General features: G+C 65.4%; 16 protein-coding genes and 1 pseudogene. 10 read left to right on the top strand and 7 right to left on the bottom strand.

The annotated features are described in order from the left end of the window. Positions 1-265: 265 nt before the first annotated feature. From J7E80_RS01170 to J7E80_RS01180, 3 genes are all read left to right on the top strand, one after another. Positions 266-688 (top strand): MarR family winged helix-turn-helix transcriptional regulator, encoded by a 423-nt coding sequence (locus J7E80_RS01170; RefSeq protein ID WP_251036288.1) that lies wholly within the window; start codon positions 266-268, stop codon positions 686-688. A 350-nt stretch (positions 689-1,038) separates the two neighbouring features. Further along, a complete protein-coding gene (locus J7E80_RS01175) occupies positions 1,039-2,550 on the top strand; it encodes a TrkH family potassium uptake protein (RefSeq protein WP_251036289.1) in 1,512 nt (503 codons plus the stop codon). Beyond that, positions 2,543-3,235 carry a TrkA family potassium uptake protein gene (locus tag J7E80_RS01180; protein ID WP_215049651.1) on the top strand — a complete coding sequence of 231 codons (693 nt, stop codon included), beginning with the start codon at positions 2,543-2,545 and terminating at the stop codon, positions 3,233-3,235. The genes J7E80_RS01175 and J7E80_RS01180 overlap by 8 nt, the downstream gene beginning before the upstream one ends. On the opposite strand, the gene J7E80_RS01185 is transcribed toward J7E80_RS01180, so the two are convergent. Then, positions 3,228-3,635 carry a hypothetical protein gene (locus J7E80_RS01185; RefSeq protein WP_215049652.1) on the bottom strand — a complete coding sequence of 136 codons (408 nt, stop codon included), beginning with the start codon at positions 3,633-3,635 and terminating at the stop codon, positions 3,228-3,230. The genes J7E80_RS01180 and J7E80_RS01185 overlap by 8 nt on opposite strands. A 188-nt stretch (positions 3,636-3,823) precedes the next feature. Between J7E80_RS01185 and J7E80_RS01190 the strand changes: the two genes are divergently transcribed. Further along, positions 3,824-5,068 (top strand): diguanylate cyclase, encoded by a 1,245-nt coding sequence (locus tag J7E80_RS01190; protein ID WP_251036290.1) that lies wholly within the window; start codon positions 3,824-3,826, stop codon positions 5,066-5,068. Between the two features lie 81 nt (positions 5,069-5,149). On the opposite strand, the gene J7E80_RS01195 is transcribed toward J7E80_RS01190, so the two are convergent. Further along, positions 5,150-7,363 carry a S8 family serine peptidase gene (locus tag J7E80_RS01195; protein WP_215049653.1) on the bottom strand — a complete coding sequence of 738 codons (2,214 nt, stop codon included), beginning with the start codon at positions 7,361-7,363 and terminating at the stop codon, positions 5,150-5,152. 242 nt (positions 7,364-7,605) lie between these two features. Here J7E80_RS01195 and J7E80_RS01200 point away from each other — a divergent pair, with 242 nt between their 5' ends. Further along, entirely contained in the window at positions 7,606-7,782 is a 177-nt protein-coding gene (locus J7E80_RS01200) for a CsbD family protein (RefSeq protein WP_215049654.1), read from the top strand. A 139-nt stretch (positions 7,783-7,921) separates the two neighbouring features. Here J7E80_RS01200 and J7E80_RS01205 read toward each other — a convergent pair. Continuing rightward, positions 7,922-8,712 (bottom strand): annotated as a pseudogene (locus J7E80_RS01205) (methyltransferase domain-containing protein). Between the two features lie 282 nt (positions 8,713-8,994). Between J7E80_RS01205 and J7E80_RS01210 the strand changes: the two are divergent. The 5 genes from J7E80_RS01210 (at position 8,995) to J7E80_RS23555 (ending at position 11,858) form a co-directional block, all read left to right on the top strand. After that, positions 8,995-9,606 carry a signal peptidase I gene (locus J7E80_RS01210; RefSeq protein ID WP_215049655.1) on the top strand — a complete coding sequence of 204 codons (612 nt, stop codon included), beginning with the start codon at positions 8,995-8,997 and terminating at the stop codon, positions 9,604-9,606. Positions 9,607-9,615: 9 nt separating this feature from the next. Beyond that, positions 9,616-10,272: a M73 family metallopeptidase gene (locus tag J7E80_RS01215; protein WP_215049656.1), complete on the top strand. Its 657-nt coding sequence runs from the start codon at positions 9,616-9,618 to the stop codon at positions 10,270-10,272. A 629-nt stretch (positions 10,273-10,901) separates the two neighbouring features. After that, a complete protein-coding gene (locus J7E80_RS01220) occupies positions 10,902-11,273 on the top strand; it encodes a hypothetical protein (protein WP_215049657.1) in 372 nt (123 codons plus the stop codon). A 68-nt stretch (positions 11,274-11,341) separates the two neighbouring features. Next, positions 11,342-11,611, top strand: a complete 270-nt coding sequence (locus J7E80_RS23550; protein ID WP_251036291.1) for a hypothetical protein — start codon at positions 11,342-11,344, stop codon at positions 11,609-11,611. Positions 11,612-11,618: 7 nt separating this feature from the next. Beyond that, a complete protein-coding gene (locus J7E80_RS23555; protein WP_251036292.1) occupies positions 11,619-11,858 on the top strand; it encodes a hypothetical protein in 240 nt (79 codons plus the stop codon). Positions 11,859-12,015: 157 nt separating this feature from the next. Here the strand turns inward: J7E80_RS23555 and J7E80_RS01230 are convergent, their stop codons facing one another. From J7E80_RS01230 to J7E80_RS01245, 4 genes are read right to left on the bottom strand one after another with little or no spacing between them, the layout of a single operon-like run. Continuing rightward, positions 12,016-13,752 carry a choice-of-anchor G family protein gene (locus tag J7E80_RS01230; RefSeq protein WP_215049658.1) on the bottom strand — a complete coding sequence of 579 codons (1,737 nt, stop codon included), beginning with the start codon at positions 13,750-13,752 and terminating at the stop codon, positions 12,016-12,018. After that, complete coding sequence (locus tag J7E80_RS01235) at positions 13,749-14,417, bottom strand: LPXTG cell wall anchor domain-containing protein (protein ID WP_215049659.1); 669 nt, start codon at positions 14,415-14,417, stop codon at positions 13,749-13,751. Before J7E80_RS01235 ends, J7E80_RS01230 begins: the two co-directional genes overlap by 4 nt. Beyond that, positions 14,395-15,018 (bottom strand): signal peptidase I, encoded by a 624-nt coding sequence (locus J7E80_RS01240; protein WP_311380732.1) that lies wholly within the window; start codon positions 15,016-15,018, stop codon positions 14,395-14,397. Before J7E80_RS01240 ends, J7E80_RS01235 begins: the two co-directional genes overlap by 23 nt. Before the next feature lie 19 nt (positions 15,019-15,037). Continuing rightward, positions 15,038-15,715, bottom strand: coding sequence for a hypothetical protein (locus J7E80_RS01245; RefSeq protein ID WP_311380733.1), 678 nt, complete (start codon positions 15,713-15,715; stop codon positions 15,038-15,040). Between the last annotated feature and the right edge of the window lie 322 nt (positions 15,716-16,037).

Genomic DNA, 16,037 nt, shown 5'->3' on the forward strand with positions numbered 1-16,037 from the left:
CCCCCCAAACCCACACCCTCCGTCACATCCCGCCCCCCAATGCTCGGGATAGGGAATGGACGACGGCGTGCCGCACCACATTGCCCAGCGCGAGGAAACGTCGGCCCACCGGTGCGGTGGCGCTCCGGTGAACAGACCCATTTGCAGGAGCGTTGAGGGAACGACGGCGAAATGTGCGGGAGCGTTGAGGGAACGACCGCGGAAATGCGGGAGTGTTGAGGTTGCCGGGCATCTTGCCCAGGCTGTCGGCCCCTGCGACCATGGCATGGTGAACAGGCCTATCGGATACTGGGTCAAACGGCTGGATGCGGCACTGGAGACACACCTTGATTCCACCCTCGCGCGCCTCCGCCTGAGCAGAAGACAGTGGCGGGTCCTCAATATGTTGAGCTCCGGCCCCGTGACACCCGTCGAACTGGCGGACGTCCTGCGCCCGTTCACCCCAGCCAATGGCGGTGCCGCGCAGCAGAAGGACATGGCCGCCCTAGTTCGGCGGGAACTTGTGTTCCTGCTGGACGGCCGACTCACCCTCACCGACGCCGGCTGGGCCCTGCACACCGAGGCGTCCAGGATGGTTGAAGCCAGCCGCCGTGAGCTAACGGCAGGCATCGGCGTGGATGAGTATGCCATGGCCGTGAGTGTCCTTGAACGCATGACCAACAATGCGGAACGGCTGGCCCTGCACTAAATAACGCTTCAAAACCCCGTTTCTCGCCTACACCGGCAAGCCTTCGAAATTGGTCAGTTAAGCGCAGCTTTGATTAGCGTTGCGCCACTTTGGGGAGCTGCGTGCAGTTGGCGTAGGGACTTTTGTCCTTGATTTACACTCTGACACCGGCTCGTTGGTTCCAGAATCAGGACATTCCGTGAAGACCACTTCTGAAACCGAGAACGACGGCGGGAACCGCAGGAGCGTCAAGCCAACGACGGCAGGATGTGAGGGAGCATCAAGCCAACGACGGCAGGATGTGAGGGAGCATCAAGCCAACGACGGCAGGATGTGAGGGAGCGTTGGGGCTCGGTGGTAGCGTGACGCGTATGGACGACGTTCCCGGTTCCAAAGCGCGGTTCACGGGTTCCGGCAGGGCCGCTTCCGGCAGGGCGGGCTCCGGCAGGACGGGTTCCGGCAGGGCCGCTTCCGGCACGGGCTCCGGCGGGACGGGTTCCGGCAGGACAGGCCGGGGCTTTCGGCCGTCGAAGGCCTTCCCGCGGATCCTGAACGTCCTGGCGCCGCAGCATCCGGCCCAGGTGATCGTCCTCGGATTCGCGGCCGCCATTGCAGTGGGAACCCTGCTCCTGATGCTGCCGATATCCCGGAACGGTCCGGAGGGCGCACCGTTCCTGGAGGCGCTGTTCACGTCGACGTCCTCGGTGTGCGTGACGGGGCTGGCCACCGTTGACACCCCCGTGTACTGGAGCGGGTTCGGCAAGGTGGTGATCCTGGCCCTGATCCAGATCGGCGGGTTCGGGATGATGTCATTCGGCACACTGCTGGGCGTACTCCTGGCCCGCAGGCTGGGCCTCCGTTCCCGCATCTCGGGGGCCGCGGAATCCAAAGCGACCGGCCTCGGTGAAGTCCGCCGGGTGCTGCTGGGCGTCCTTGCCGTCACCCTGATCGTCGAGACGCTGACAGCCGGGTTCCTGGCAGCACGCTACGTGACGGCCTACGGGTACTCCCCCGACCGCGGCCTCTGGCACGGCATCTTCCACTCGGTGTCGTCCTTCAACAACGCCGGCTTCGCCCTGCACTCGGATAACCTGATCGGGTTCGCGGGCGACCCCTGGATCTGCCTGCCCATCGCCGCCGCCGTGATCACCGGCGGCCTCGGGTTCCCGGTGCTGTTCGAACTTCGCCGGCAGTACCACCGGCCGATCCACTGGAGCATGAACACCAAGCTGGTCCTGACGGGCACCACCGTCCTGCTGGTCATCGGCTCTGCCTTCCTGACCGCCGTCGAGTGGTCCAACCCGGCGACGCTGGGAGGGCTCAAACCCGGCGAGCGCGTCCTTGCGGGCTTCTTCCAGTCGGTAACCACCCGCACGGCCGGCTTCAACAGCATCGACATCGGCCAGATGCATCCCGTGTCCTGGCTGGGCATGGACATCTTGATGTTCATCGGCGGCGGCCCGGCAAGCACCACCGGCGGCCTGAAAATCACCACGGTCGCTGTGCTGTTCTTCATCCTCGCCACCGAGCTGAGAGGCGGAACGGCCGTCAACATCTTTGGCAAGCAGCTGTCACGCGCCGTGCACCGCCAGGCCATCACGGTGGTGCTGCTGGGCATCGCGCTCGTGGTGGGCTCCACCATGTTCCTGATGCTCATCACCGATTTCGGCCAGGAACGGATCCTGTTCGAGGTCGTGTCGGCGTTCGCCACGGTGGGGCTTTCCACCGGGATCACGGCGTCGCTGCCGCCCGCAGGGCAGCTCGTCCTGATCCTGCTGATGTTCGTCGGGCGCCTTGGCCCGGCGACGCTGGGTGTTGCCCTGGCCTTGCGGGAACGCCCGATCCTCTACGAATACCCGAAGGAAAGGCCCCTCATTGGCTAAGAACATCTTCACCCGGTCCACCGACCATCCAGAGCAGGCGGACTCCGTCGTCGTCATCGGCCTGGGCCGTTTCGGCGGCGCGCTCGCGCTGGAACTTGAGGCTCAGGGCACCGAAGTGCTCGGCATCGACTCGAGCGAGGAGACCGTGCAGTCCTACAACGGCCGCCTGACCCACGTGGTGCGCGCGGACTCCACCAAGGAGGAGGTGCTGCGCCAGCTCTCGGTCCACGAGTTCGACCGCGCCGTGGTGGGCATCGGCACGGACATCGAGGCCAGCATCCTGACGACGTCGCGCCTCCTCAAGTTCCACAAGCCGCAGATCTGGGCCAAGGCCATCAGCGATCCCCATGCCGAGATCCTGAACCAGCTCGGCGTTGACCACGTGATCCGGCCCGAGCACGACATGGGCAAACGCGTGGCGCACCTGGTCCGCGGCTCCCTGCTCGACTACGTGGAGTTCGAGGACGATTTCGTCATGATCCGCACCAGCCCGCCGGCGGAAGCACAGGACCGGCCGCTCGGCGTGCTAGGGCTGCGGGACAAGTACGGGATCACGATCGTCGCCGTCAAGCGCCCGGGCGGCACCTGGGGACACACCACGGCCCAGACCGTCCTTTATGAGGAGGACCAGGTGATCGTCCAGGGAAGCAAGACCCAGGCCGAGCGCTTCAGCAACCTCACCTGACGGGCGTCGGCGCCTCCACGAAGACGATGTGCCTCAAACTTGGGGCAGGCTTCGGCATCCCGACGGCGGCACGTTCGGTTTTCCCGACGACGTCAGCCGGCATCCCGACGGCGGGTTCCGTTTTCCCGACGGCGGCAGGTTTCAGCTGCCCGGCGGCAGACGACTGCCCGACGGCGCCACCCGGCTTCCCTGCCGGCACGCGCCTGACGCTGAGCTGCTCAAGATCCAGCAGTCTCCGCGCGCCGGTCCGGGCATCGATGATCCAGAACAGGTCAATCTGCTCGAACGTGCTGCTCACTGTCCCCCTGTGGACGAGTCGCCCCCGGTGCCAGGCCTCGATGTCGTCCCCCACGTTGAGCTCCACGCATGAACGCACTTCGAGCTCCTCATCTGCAGCCATCACAGGCTCCTTTCATCGATCCGGTTCCACAGACCCAGCCTGCCCGATGAAGTTTTCTGCAGCGTTTCGAAATAGTCCCTGCTGTGTGTCCGCGGCATTTCCGGTCGGTTGGAAAACCGCACCATGCAGATCTGCACGTTCGTTTACGCTTCAACACCCTCGCCGACAGGACGCTTCATAGGAGCCAAATGGCCCGGGAGGACGGCCAAATGATCCGGTCCTGGAACCCTGCCGGTGCCATACTTAGGGGAAACAGCCTGGGGGACACAGACTGGGGAGCCGATCGAGTGGTGCTTGACGTAGGGACTTTGCGTGTCGCGTTCGCGGTAGTCGCGCTGACCCTGTTTGTCCTTTTCTACGCCGTGACGTACCGATCCACCCGCTCGGCCTACAGCGGGTGGTGGTGCGCTGCCCTTGTCCTGTTCCTCACGGGAGCAGCCGGCTACCTTCTGGACGGGACACCGCATCAGGTCTGGGCGAACCCGCTCGCCAATTCCCTGTTGGTCGCAGGTTCCGTCGGTGTGTGGGCTGCGGCACGCTCCCTGCGGCAACAACCCATCAATACCTGGCAGCTCCTCGCCGCACCGGCACTCACCGCCGTCGCGTCCGCCTTGGACAACCCGGCCGTCAACGACTGGTCAGGCGGGCCGGTTTTTCTTGCCATGATGTGCGTGATGTTTTCCTTCTCCTACGCGGAGATGAGGGCCCTGCCGCCGGATTACTCCCATGTGCAGGGACCGCTTACCGCGGCATCGGGTCTCCTTGCACTGTTCTACTTCGGCAGGTGGCTTGTCTTCCTGGTCGACGGCCCCAGAGGGCCCACGTTCCTGACATTCTTCGGGTCCGAGGTCACCACCCTCGTCACGATGGCGCTCCTGATGTTCGTGTCCTTCGGCATGGCTGCCATGAGCACCGAGCAGCTGACCAAGGACCTCAGCCTGCGCGCCAGCCGGGACGGGCTCACCGGACTGCTGAACCGGTCAGGATTCCTGGAACTGGCCGGTGATGAACTGCGCCGGATAGAGCGTTCCGGGCGTTCCGCTTCCCTGATACTGGCCGACCTTGACCATTTCAAGGCGGTCAACGACGAGCATGGCCACTCGGCCGGTGATTCGGCGCTCCAGGCATTTGCGGCAGCATGCACCGGTTGCGTCCGTTCCACCGACATTGTCGCCCGCTACGGCGGCGAAGAGTTCGTCATTCTCCTGCCGGGAGCCAGCCCGGACCTGGCCGAGGCAATCGCCAAGGAAATCGGGCTCCGCCTGAAAATCATGGATTCACCGGACATCCCGCGGCTTCCCACGGCAAGCTTTGGCATCGCGGTGACAGGCACCGGCACAGCTGATCTGGGGAAGACGATAGCGGCCGCCGACGCTGCGCTCTACCAGGCGAAGGCCCAAGGCCGGAACCGCGTGGTCCGCGCCGCGGACTGAGTCTCACGGCGCGAAGGATTGAGCTCTAGGCCTGGCCCCGGGCCGGCCGAGGCCACTGGCCCCGACCGAGTCCGACTCCGGTCAGTTCCAGCCTGTTCCTGCCTGCTGCTTGCCCAGCCAGCCGCCGGTCCCGTTGCCCCTGAAGAGCCAGAGGATACCGGCGGTGTCCACCGCCAAGAGGTCGTTCCTCAAATCCCCGTTGAAGTCACCGCGTCCGACGATGGCTGTCATGCCGTTCCAGCCCACACCTGCCTGCTTCGCTCGCAGCAAACCGCCGCCGCCATTCCCGGGGTAGAGCCACAGGTTCCCGCGGCTGTCTCGCGCCAGAACGTCAGTTTTCCTGTCGCCGTTCATGTCGCCGGGACCCACCATCGCCGTCATCACGTTCCAGCCGGCGCCTGCCTGCACCCGCCGCAGCAACCCGTTGCTGCCGCTGCCCGGGTACAGCCACAGCGTGCCGTCGAAGTCGCGGGCCAGCACATCGGCCTTTCCGTCACCGTTCATGTCGCCGGGACCCACGACGGCGGTCATCACGTTCCAGCCCCCGCCCACCATGACCCGGGTCAGCAGGCGGCCGCCACCGTTGCCGGGATACATCCACAGCGTCCCGCCGGTGTCCCGCGCCAGCACATCGGCCTTTCCGTCACGGTTCATGTCACCGGGACCCACGACGGCGGTCATCCCGTTCCAGCCCCCGCCCACCATGATCCGGGTCAGCAGGCCTCCGCGGCCATTGCCCGGATAAAGCCACAGCACCCCGGCGGTATCACGCGCGAGCACATCGGGTTTCCGGTCGGAGTTCAAGTCGCCAGCTGCCACGATCATGGTGATGTGGGAGCGGTCCGGGAGCACGGCGGCGGCTGCATCGACGAGGCCGGCGCCGCAGCCCAGCTGGCAGCCGCCGGGCATGGGACGCGCCGTGGCTTTGAGCCGGGCCTCGACGGCGGCGGGCGTTGCCGCCGAACCCATTTTGGCCATGAGCAGTGCGGCTGCTCCTGCAACGTGCGGAGCGGCCATGGACGTGCCCTGCGCGAAGTAGTACGCCTCCGTCTCAGCGAAGGTCGCTCCATCATTCAACGTTGACAGGATGCCGTCCTGGGCGCTTGCTTCCATGTCCCCTCCGGGGGCCGTAACATCCACGGCCGGCCCGAAGTTCGAATACGGCGCCAGGGCGCCGGTGCGTCCGCTGGCCGCAACGCTGATCACGCCCTCGCAGTTCGCCGGGTTGGAGTTGGACGCCGGCTGGCTCTCGTTTCCGGCCGCCACCACAACCACCGCTCCCAGGCTGTTGACGGTGTCGATGGTCTGCTGGAATTCTCGCAAGCAGGGCTCTGCTCCGCCCAGGCTCAGGTTGATGACCCTGGCCGGGTTGGGGTTAGCTGGCACTCCGCGCACCGCGGCACCGGCAGCCCAGAGAACGGCGTCCATGATGTCGGAGGTGTAGCCCCCGCAGGGCCCCAACGCCCGTACCGGCAGGACTTTCGCCTGCGGGGCCACTCCTGCGATGCCTTCAGCGTTGCCGGTGACGGCCGCAATGACGCCCGCAACATGGGTGCCGTGCCAGGATGAATCCCAGGGCGGCGATCCTATTCCGCATTGGCCCGAGGATGCCCAGTCCCCTTCATCCGTGGGGTCCGGATCGCGGACCTTGTCGCCGTCGCGGGCCTCGGCGGGATCGGAAATCATGTCGTAGCCCGGCAGCACGTTCGCGTTCAGGTCGATATGGCTGGTGATCCCGGTGTCCACCACCGCCACGACCTCGCCAGCGCCGCGGGTGACGCCCCAAGCCCCCGCCACGCGCAGGCCCGCCGGTTCCTGGAAGAGGTTCCACTGGAATGGGACATGGGGATCGTTGGGAGGGGCGGCCTTCGCCTGCATGATGGCGTCCGCCTCGGCAGAGGCGACGGCGGGGTCAGCCCGCAGGGATGCGAGGAGCTTTCCGGCGTCTGCGGCGCCGAGCTTCTTGGAGGCTCGCAGCACGCGTGCCCCGCCGGACGTGGCGCGGACGTCCTTGACCTGCATGCCAACCTTGGCCGCGGCCCGCCCAAACGCCTTCGCGCGTTCAGCGGGCACGGCTGCAGCCGGGTTCTTGAACTTGACGATGAACTGGTCCGTCGGCGCTGGGGCCCCGGGCGTGGTCCGGGCAATCGAGGCCGCCGGCGGCACTGCAGGCAGTGGCGCCGGCGGATCGTCGGCCGCGGACACAGGCGAAGGGATCAGCACCGCAGCAACCAGCGCGGCAACGCCCGCCAGAGTCAGTGATGAGTGGAAACTGGCTCGGCGCGTGTGAGGCATGAAGACCATCCTGTGCAGCTGGCGTCGGCGTCAAAATGGCTACGCCGCGAAAGTTAAGGCGCGACCCCCCGTCGCGCCCAGAATGAGTGTAACCGCTGGGTGTGACTTCCGTCTCTCCCACTGGCCCCACGTGCAACTGAGGTGCCAAGGACCCGCGCCTTTCCGGGAGTCGGCCCGTAAAATTAAGCCGTGGCCGCAGTGGCAGTCCCGCCTCATTGGCCATTTGGAAAAGGAGGTCCACGATGGGTTTGGGTGACAAGATCCACAATGCCGCCGAGAAACTCCATGGCAAGAGTAAAGAAGCGGCCGGACGTGCCAGCGGCGACGAGCGCCTCAGGTCCGAAGGCCGTGCACGCCATATGAAGGCCGACCTGAAGCAGGCCGGCGAAAAGATCAAGGATGCCTTCCGGCGGCACTAGCGCTGCTGACATCGCAAACGTAGTGGACGGTCCCCCGGCCCTTTGGGCCGGGGGACCGCTGTTTGTGGCTGGCGGTTTCTAGGCGGTTTCTAACCATCTTGTGTGAATCGCAGACTTATCTGGCTGGGTTTTCGCAACGCTATTTGGCCTGCTCGTCTTCTGCGGCTCGATCGGGATCCCTCAGCGTGAGCCGGTACACCGACACATGACTGCGAGATTCCGCGGAGAATTCCCTTCGGTCCCAGTCCGCCCACCTGGACTCCAGCTCAAACCCGGCCAGCCGCGCCATGAGATCGAGCTCGCTGGGCCAGATATATCGGTGTGGTGTCCGTCCGATCCGGGCCCCCCGGCCATCCGATAGTTCTGGGCCGAATCGCACGTGGTGCGAGATGACGTGCTGGTGCAGCACGTCGTAGGTATCGACCAGGAGATACCCGGGGTCACTCACCTCGACTGTGCCGCCGTGTCCGGGTGGCAGCGAACGCAGTTGTGGCACCCAGAGTTCAATGACGAAGCGCCCGCCAGATGCAAGATGGCGGGCGGCGTTCTGGAAACACCGGACCTGTTCGTCCTGTGTCAAGAGGTTGGCGATGGTGTTGAACACCAGGAATGCAAGCGAGAAGTTGTCGCCCGCCGTTGCCTCAGTCATGTTGCCCTGAACGACGGGAATGTGGTCTTCTCCGACCTTCTCACGGAGACGGGAGATCATCGCGTGAGACAGTTCGATGCCGCTGACCTGGACCCCTGCCTCTGAGAGGGGGATGGCGACACGACCCGTGCCAATGGCGAACTCAATGGCCGGCCCGTCGCCCGCAAGCTTTGACAGGACCTCTACCGTGGGGGCCAATACCTCGGGGGAGAACATTCCCTCTCCGGGCGTGTGTACTGTTTCGCGGCCTCGTCGTCCCAGAACTGTTGCTGGTTGATCATCCGCCACTACTGCACCCGGCTGAGGAGATTGCGAGAACGCCCATTGCTTATTCGACACGCGAGTGGGAGGCCTTCGAAACGGCCTGAGCACGAGTCCTGCCGACTGGCCCATTCTCCTCAGTGCCCTGGTTGGCGGAGCCAGCGGGGGCCCAATCATTCTCCTTGATCAAGTCTTGAGCAAGTGCTGACCGTGAATTGATTCGAAGCAGACTGTTTCCTGAGGCGGCTCCGGCATCGTAGCGGGTGTCAGGATAATCGGTCTCAAGAAACGGAATCGTCCGCATGGGCACGTCAGTCAGTTCAGGTACAGCCTCCGGCTCCACAGCAGCCGGGGTTCGGTTTGCCGGAGTCCGGCGGGTACTCGGCATGATCGTCGGCACGGGCGTCACGATCCTTTTCCTGGCAGCGGTTGTCGCAGCGCCGTTGCTTCACGTCGGGTTCTCCCCCGTGCTAACGGGCAGCATGCGTCCAGCCTTTGTCCCCGGCGACCTTCTAATCACCGTCCCCGTAGCCGTGGGCGGGCTGGAACCGGGGCAGGTCGCCGTGTTCACGCCGCCAGGCGAAAGTGCCCAGTACGCCCACCGCATCACCGCCGTGGCGGGCGACCCGGCGCACCCGGTACTCACCACGAAAGGTGACGCCAATCCTGCTCCGGACCGCTGGCGGGCAAAGCTGAACGAGGACCAGGTGCCGGTGGTCGTCGCCGTCGTCCCGTATGTGGGCAACGCGGTCCTTTGGGCACAAAACCCGGTCCAACGGGCAATCTTCATCGCTTTGTTCGGCCTGGCCGTAACAGGGGTCAGCGTCCGCTGGATCCTCGACACTCCATCAGCAGTCTCCGGGCAAACCAGTCCGTCTCCCAAGGTCTCTCACCTCTCCAACACCTCAAAGTAAGGATCTCCAATGTCTACTCAGGAAACCCGTTCCGCCACCCGCCCCAACCGCCGCCTGCTCGCAGCCTTCGCCATCGGCGCTGCCGGCCTGGCCATCACCGGCGGCGGCGTCTACGCCGCGCTGAACGCCACCGCCTCCAACACCACGGCGCAGAACGCCAGCAGCGGCATCCTGAGCCTGACCATGGTCAACGTCGGGACCGGCTTCAGCCAGGCGGTTTCCAATCTCGCCCCCGGGGACGTCGTGAACCGGTACGTCAACCTCACCCAGGGTGCCGGCCTCGACGGCAAAGACCTAACCCTGGCTGTGGCCGACGCCACGCCCACGCTCCTCACGACAGACGCCACAAAGGGACTCCGCGTCAAGGTCACCCAGTGCGACGGAACGTGGACCCCCGGAACTGGAGCCGGCTCGTGCGACGGGACCACCACCGTCCTGCTCAACAACGCCGCATTGAGCACACTCACCGCCACCCCGGCATCGGTCAAGGCCGGAACCAACGCGGCCGGCACCACACTGAAACTGCAGATCGCCCTGACCCTGCCGGACCAGGCGGAAACCACTGTCAACGGAGACGCCCCTGCCGGCACTATCCAGGGCCTGTCCTCCTCCCTGACCTGGACCTTCGGCGAAACCCAGCGCACCGCCACCACCACCGGAAGCTAGTTCCAGTGAGTGTGCACTCCCCAAGCATCAGAGCGGGGGCCGCTGTGGCGGTCACCGCTCTGCTGCTGTGCACCTCACTGGCAACAGCGGACGCGGCCGGTACCGCCCAGGCCGCGTCGGCGACGAGAGCCGTCAGCAGCGGTAGCTGGGGAGCCGTCGCGACCACCAGAGGGGCAGCGCCTTACGGTACGGCCCCTCTGGCACTGACTTTCACGGCATTAGGAACGGACCGCCAGTACTTCAGCGTCGTCAACACGGGAACCCTCCCTCTCATCCGCGAGACGTTCACAGCCACAACAACCACGGGCTCCGCCGCCATCGAAGCGTGCAGCACAACATGGAACGAATCCACCGGCAGCTGCCCCTCAGGGACCATTACGACGGTTACCACTACAGGGGTTGGGCCCACATCGTTCGCCGCCCCTCTTCCGACCGCCGGGTCCGCAGTCCGTCTACGCGCCCGTAGAACCTCTCTCCTGCAACTGAATTTGACCGTGACGGTGGGAGTTTCAGTGGACCGTACGCAAGTTCGGATGGCGAGCACGACCGGAAGCTGAACCGCAGACCGGACCGAGTCCCAGACATTCGAAGGGGCTCATTACAAAACCCCTATCGAACGGAATGAGACCATGGAATCTCACGGCAACGAAGCCGTCTTCTCCGTCTCCCGGCTGCTTCGCCTCGCCGAGGACCTAGAAAGCAATGACATCGCCATCAGCTATGCCGCCATGTACCTAAAGATGCTTCCCGGCAGGGTGGACCAACTCCTGTCCACGCTTCGCGCTGGTGACATGCGTGCCGCCATGGACGTCGTGCTCAGCCTAAAGGTCCGGTCGCACATGGTCGGCGGGCTGGCGTTGGAACGGTCCTGCCGCCTCCTGGAACAAAACCTGCGCGACGGCGATATCGCCGCAGCGGCACGGGCCGCCGACGCGATCGTCAGGGACAGCGTGAAGCTGCAGCTGGCACTGGAGGAGTTCCTCCAGCACGCCGAAGACTGACCCCTCGTTACCTCTTTCGTAGCCCGGGTCCTGTTGCAGGATGAGGGCCTGTCAGGCATTGTTCGACGATGACCGCATCGATTGGAAAGCCTTACGACATCGTGGCGGCGTTCGGCGGCGAGGGCATCAGTGAGAACTTGCGCGCGCACATCACAAAGTACGCCCACAGCGCTTTCGGCTCCTACGGGGCCTCCGACCTTGGGATCAATCTGGCTATCGAGACGGATTACACAGTGGAGCTCCGGCAGGCCATCGCGGCCAACCCTGCGCTGTCGGCGCGGCTAACCAAGCAGGCAGAGTCCGGTGCTGCCGATGATCTTCCAGTTCAACCCCTATGACTACCTCATGGAAACAAACGGGGGCGGAGAACTCGTCGTCACGATCGTACGAAAAGAGAACGTCAATCCGCGGATCCGATACGACATTCATGACCGCGGGCACGTGCTGCGCATGCGCCACCTCAACGCCGTGCTCAAGGAATTCGGCTCGAACGCATCTTTCAACAACGCAATCCTCACATCACCTGACACCAGGCCTGCCCACGGTTGCCTTCTATCCGCTGCGCACAGGCCCCTTCAGGTCTGATGGCGCGAAGCTCAAGAACGAGTACGTTTGGCAGCTGGGTCCCTCAGCTCTCCAAGACTGGAGTTTGGACCTCACCTTCCAGGCACGGAAGAATCCGGCAGCCGCCGATTGAATCCAGTGGGGGCATCCACACCAGTCCCCGCGCAGCCGGTTGAGGTCAGCCGGCGCCGCGCTGGAAGACTACCGGTCCGGCGGCGGCGGTCGCGAGGTAGAGTTCGGCGGTGCTGCCCACGGCGGCGATCCGCAGCGCGGAAACTTTGTATTGCCCGTCGGCCGCGTTGCCAGCGACAGCAGCACTCACCGGCGCCCCCGGCTGGTCCGGCTGGACGTTGACGGTCAAGGTCAGGGTGTCCGCCAGCGGCGACAGTGCCGAGTCCGCTGCATCGACTACAGGGAGAACAGCGGACTGGATTGCCGCTGCAGTCATAGGAACCAGGGCGCCCGGACCAAACAGCGTGTCGTCGAAGGCGCCGGCCACGATTTCCCCCGTTCCCGAAGCCAAGGCCGCGGTGATGGGCTCAAGAAGAGCCTCCAGTCCCGGAAGCCCGAGGCCCAGGACTTTAGTGGACACGGTCGGCGCGGGCAGGGGTGCGGGTGGCGTCTGGGGCAGGAAGGCTCCCACTGTCGTGGCGTAGCCAAGTGACACTTCTGTCACATCGATTTTCCCGAGAAGGGGATCGTCCGCCTGCAGCACCACCGTTGTATCCATCGTGAAAGATGTTGCCGCGAGCGCCTTCTCGATCTCGGCGGAGATCGCCTCGCCCCAGGCTTCCAGCAGCGCGGAGGTCCGCTGGGTAAGATTCTGAACCGCCCCAGCACCAAAGGCCACCCGGGTGTTGGCAGGCAGCCCGTTCAGTCCAGCCGACCCATAGGCGAGCTTGGCCAGGTCAAAGGAGATCGTGGCATTCACCAGGTCAATGCTCACCACGCCATCCGTCAGCGGTGTTGTGAGCAGCTGACGCGCAGCGGACAAGTTGGGAGCGCCGAAGGTGATCTCCGTGGTCACGGATCCGGCGGCCAGCTCGTCGCTTGACTGCGAAACCAGATCTGTCACGCCGGCTTTCACGGCGGCCCTGAGGGAGCCGGTGGTGGCGGCTGCAGCAAGCTCCTGGCTGACCCGATCAATCGTCCCGGAAACGCTGCCCGTCATGGTGTGGATCAATCCCGCGGACAGGTTCAGTCCGAGCCCGGCGATGCCGTAGCGTCGGTCCACTGCAGGGCTTGGGTCGAGCGTGGGCCAGCCGTTGGTCAGGGTGCACGCATCCACTGCAGCTGAGCTGGCAACAGCGCCCACATCAAGGGTCACGGCCACCTCTGATGACGGGACGAATGATTCCAGGTTCACGCTGGCTGCGGTGGGCGCGGTGGTGGATCCTGCCGCGGTTCCGGTCCCGTCAATGGCGCCCGACTGGTCGCTGACCAGGCCTGCGGCTCCGGCGGCCTGGCCGCTCGCCTTTGCCTGCGCCCATTGGGTGTAGGCGCCGGCGTTTCCTGCCGGTTGGTTCAGCCCCACCGCCGTGGAGAGCAATGGCATGCCGAGGGCGCCGGCCTCCAAGGCCGAGGTGTGCGTCACGGGGTCCACTTGGGTGGCTGTTCCCGGCGCCACGGTCACGGTGCCGTTGGCGTTTCCTACCTGGACACCCTGGACGGCTGCCAAAGTGTCCAACTCCGCTCCGCCCAGGGATCCGGACAGCTGCCGCCCTGCTGATTCTGTCTGGAAGAGCGTCGTTGTGGTGCAGTCGCCTGCCACCATGACGCCGGCTGCGGCACTGACGTACTCGTCATCAGTCCAGGCGGCAAGGGTTCCTGAGGTCGCGGTCAGCAACGCCATGGACGCCACGGTGAGCGCGGCCAATGGCGCCAGGGTACGGAGCCGTGCGTCGGAGGTTCTCACAAGGACCTCCGACGGCGGGCCAGCAGTAGGGCTGCGCCCGCGGCAACGAGCGCAATACCTGCCGCGACGTAGCCAAGGAGCTCGGCTCCGGTTCGGGCGAGAGGATTATGGGACGACTCGTCACCACCGGCCACAACACCGATGCCGAACTTCAAGCTTCCGGCGTCAGGGCTGGCGGAGCGGGAGCCTTCCAGGCTGAACAGCACCCAGGGTTCGTCTGCGGCGGTAAAGCTGCCGAGGGGATAGCTGAGGGTGCCGGCGGCAGAGAAGCTTTCGGCGGCGAGGATCCGGCGTTCTTCGGCGGGGCAGCTCATGGCGGCGTCCTTTCCGCTTGTGCCCTGCCATTGAACGGGGCAGGAACGGGCGGTGATCCGGTAGGCATCCGGCCCGGCAGCAAGGGAGCCCGTCGCTTGGACCTCGACGGTCGCCGAAGCGTTCTCCGGGCCGTCCAGCACCACGCCGACCTGCCAGCTGAAGGACTGCCCGGCGGCGAGGTGCGGTATGTCCAGCGGATAGACCGAAGACGTCAGCCGCAGCATGGCCTCCCCTCCGGTTTCGGGCAGGGGCAGCACCGGATCAGCTGCTGCGGCGGTGCCAGCGCCTGATAAGAGCAGGAGCAGAACAGCGGCCGCGAGCGCGGGGCTACGGAAGTGTACTCGTCCCACAAGGCACCTCCCCTGCCGGTGCCGCTTGATCCTCGGCCGGCCAGCCGGCGTCGGGCGCTACCTGCTGCCGGCGGGGCCAAAAGACCCAGCCCACCAATCCCGCCAGCAGTACGCTGCTGGTCCCCAGCACCGTGGGTGAGCGCAGCCCCATGACCACAGATCCGGCGGCCGGGACGGCAACAAGCATCTTCCGTGCTGACTGGACCCGGTACTCAACCGGATCCTCGGCGCTGTTCGCGTCGCCCTTCAGGATCAGGACGGCGCCGCCCGCCGAGGCGGGGTCGGGCTTAACGGAGACCACGCGGTGCGTGACCGGGACGGACGCGGCGGTCCGTTGTACTGTCGCAACGTCGCCCGGTTTCAGGGACGACGCCGGGACGTCCCGGACCGCAGCCAGGGCACCTACCGGATAAGCGGGTTCCATGGAGCCGGTACGAAACACCACGAAGCTGATGCTGAACAGGGCCGAGGCGATGACGCTGGCAATGCAGGCGACACCGAGGACAGCCAGGAGCGTCAGGCCCCAGGAACCGGCCCGTCCGACGAGGCGTTTCAGGGGCGGGCCGGCGAACCGGGGGCGTTGCTGTATTGGGGTTTGCACGGGGTCTGTGACGGACGGACTATTGCCCGGTCACGCTGGTGAAGCGCCACAGCGGCACCACGTTCTTGCCCTGGAGGTCGGTGTCGGTTGTTCCTGCCGGCAGGGTCATGGCGAAGCAGAGGTTCACGGGTGCCCCGGCTGCCCCGGACGCGCCGGCGGCGAGCGCGAAGGGATCCGCTCCGAGGGTATCCAGCGGGGAATTGGCCGAAACCAGGACGGTCCCGGCCGTCTTGTCACCGGCGGCGCTGCAGTCTGCGGCGTCCAGGCCGACCCAGGCCCGGTAGCGCAGGGCGTCGTAGAGGGCGGTGCTGTTGTCGTCTCCGCGGGCGGGGTTGGTCGCCTGCACGGCCTCGGCGAGCGACACTGTCAGGGCTTCCGAGCCCGCCTTGGCGCGTACCTGGAACGGGGCGTAGACAGTGTCTCCAGGCAACAGACTGGCAGCCTTGATGGTGAAATCGAGGCGGCCGCCGTTTGCCTCCGGTTCATCGGTCCACGATGCCTCAGCGAAGGGTGCAACCGTGTTCTGTTCCATGGCGTAGATCTTTGTCCCTGGCGTGTCGCTGCCGGGCCCGGCACCGCCGAACACCCATTCGTTGTCCGTCCACGCCGCGAGCGTGAAGGCGGCCCCCACACCCAGGACCAGCCCGGAGGCCAGGAGTGCACGGGTTTTCCCACGCCGCCCAGCGGATTTTGACACTTCTGTGGCGCTAGCGTCTGAAAGCATTACGAGACCCCTTTTATAACATTGGTGAGACCGAATAGACCGCGATCAGCACAAACCCAACCAAGACCTGCCGTCTGCTCTGAACGCAACAGAAAATGTTCCGCTGTGCCGTGACCCTAGAAATAGGACCTAGGGTAAAACTCGGAATGTCGCGGCCTGTTTGCGTGAAACAGTTCCAAATTTTGCAATAGCAAGCCTGCTGTTTTCTGTCCTCGTACTCTCCGGTCCGAGGATCAAGGAAAGTGCCCGGTTTTACTCAAGACTGAGTCAAGATCGAGCGCCCCGGGACTGCGGG

This window comes from Arthrobacter sp. ISL-28 (assembly GCF_018613875.1).
GTDB lineage: Bacteria > Actinomycetota > Actinomycetes > Actinomycetales > Micrococcaceae > Arthrobacter.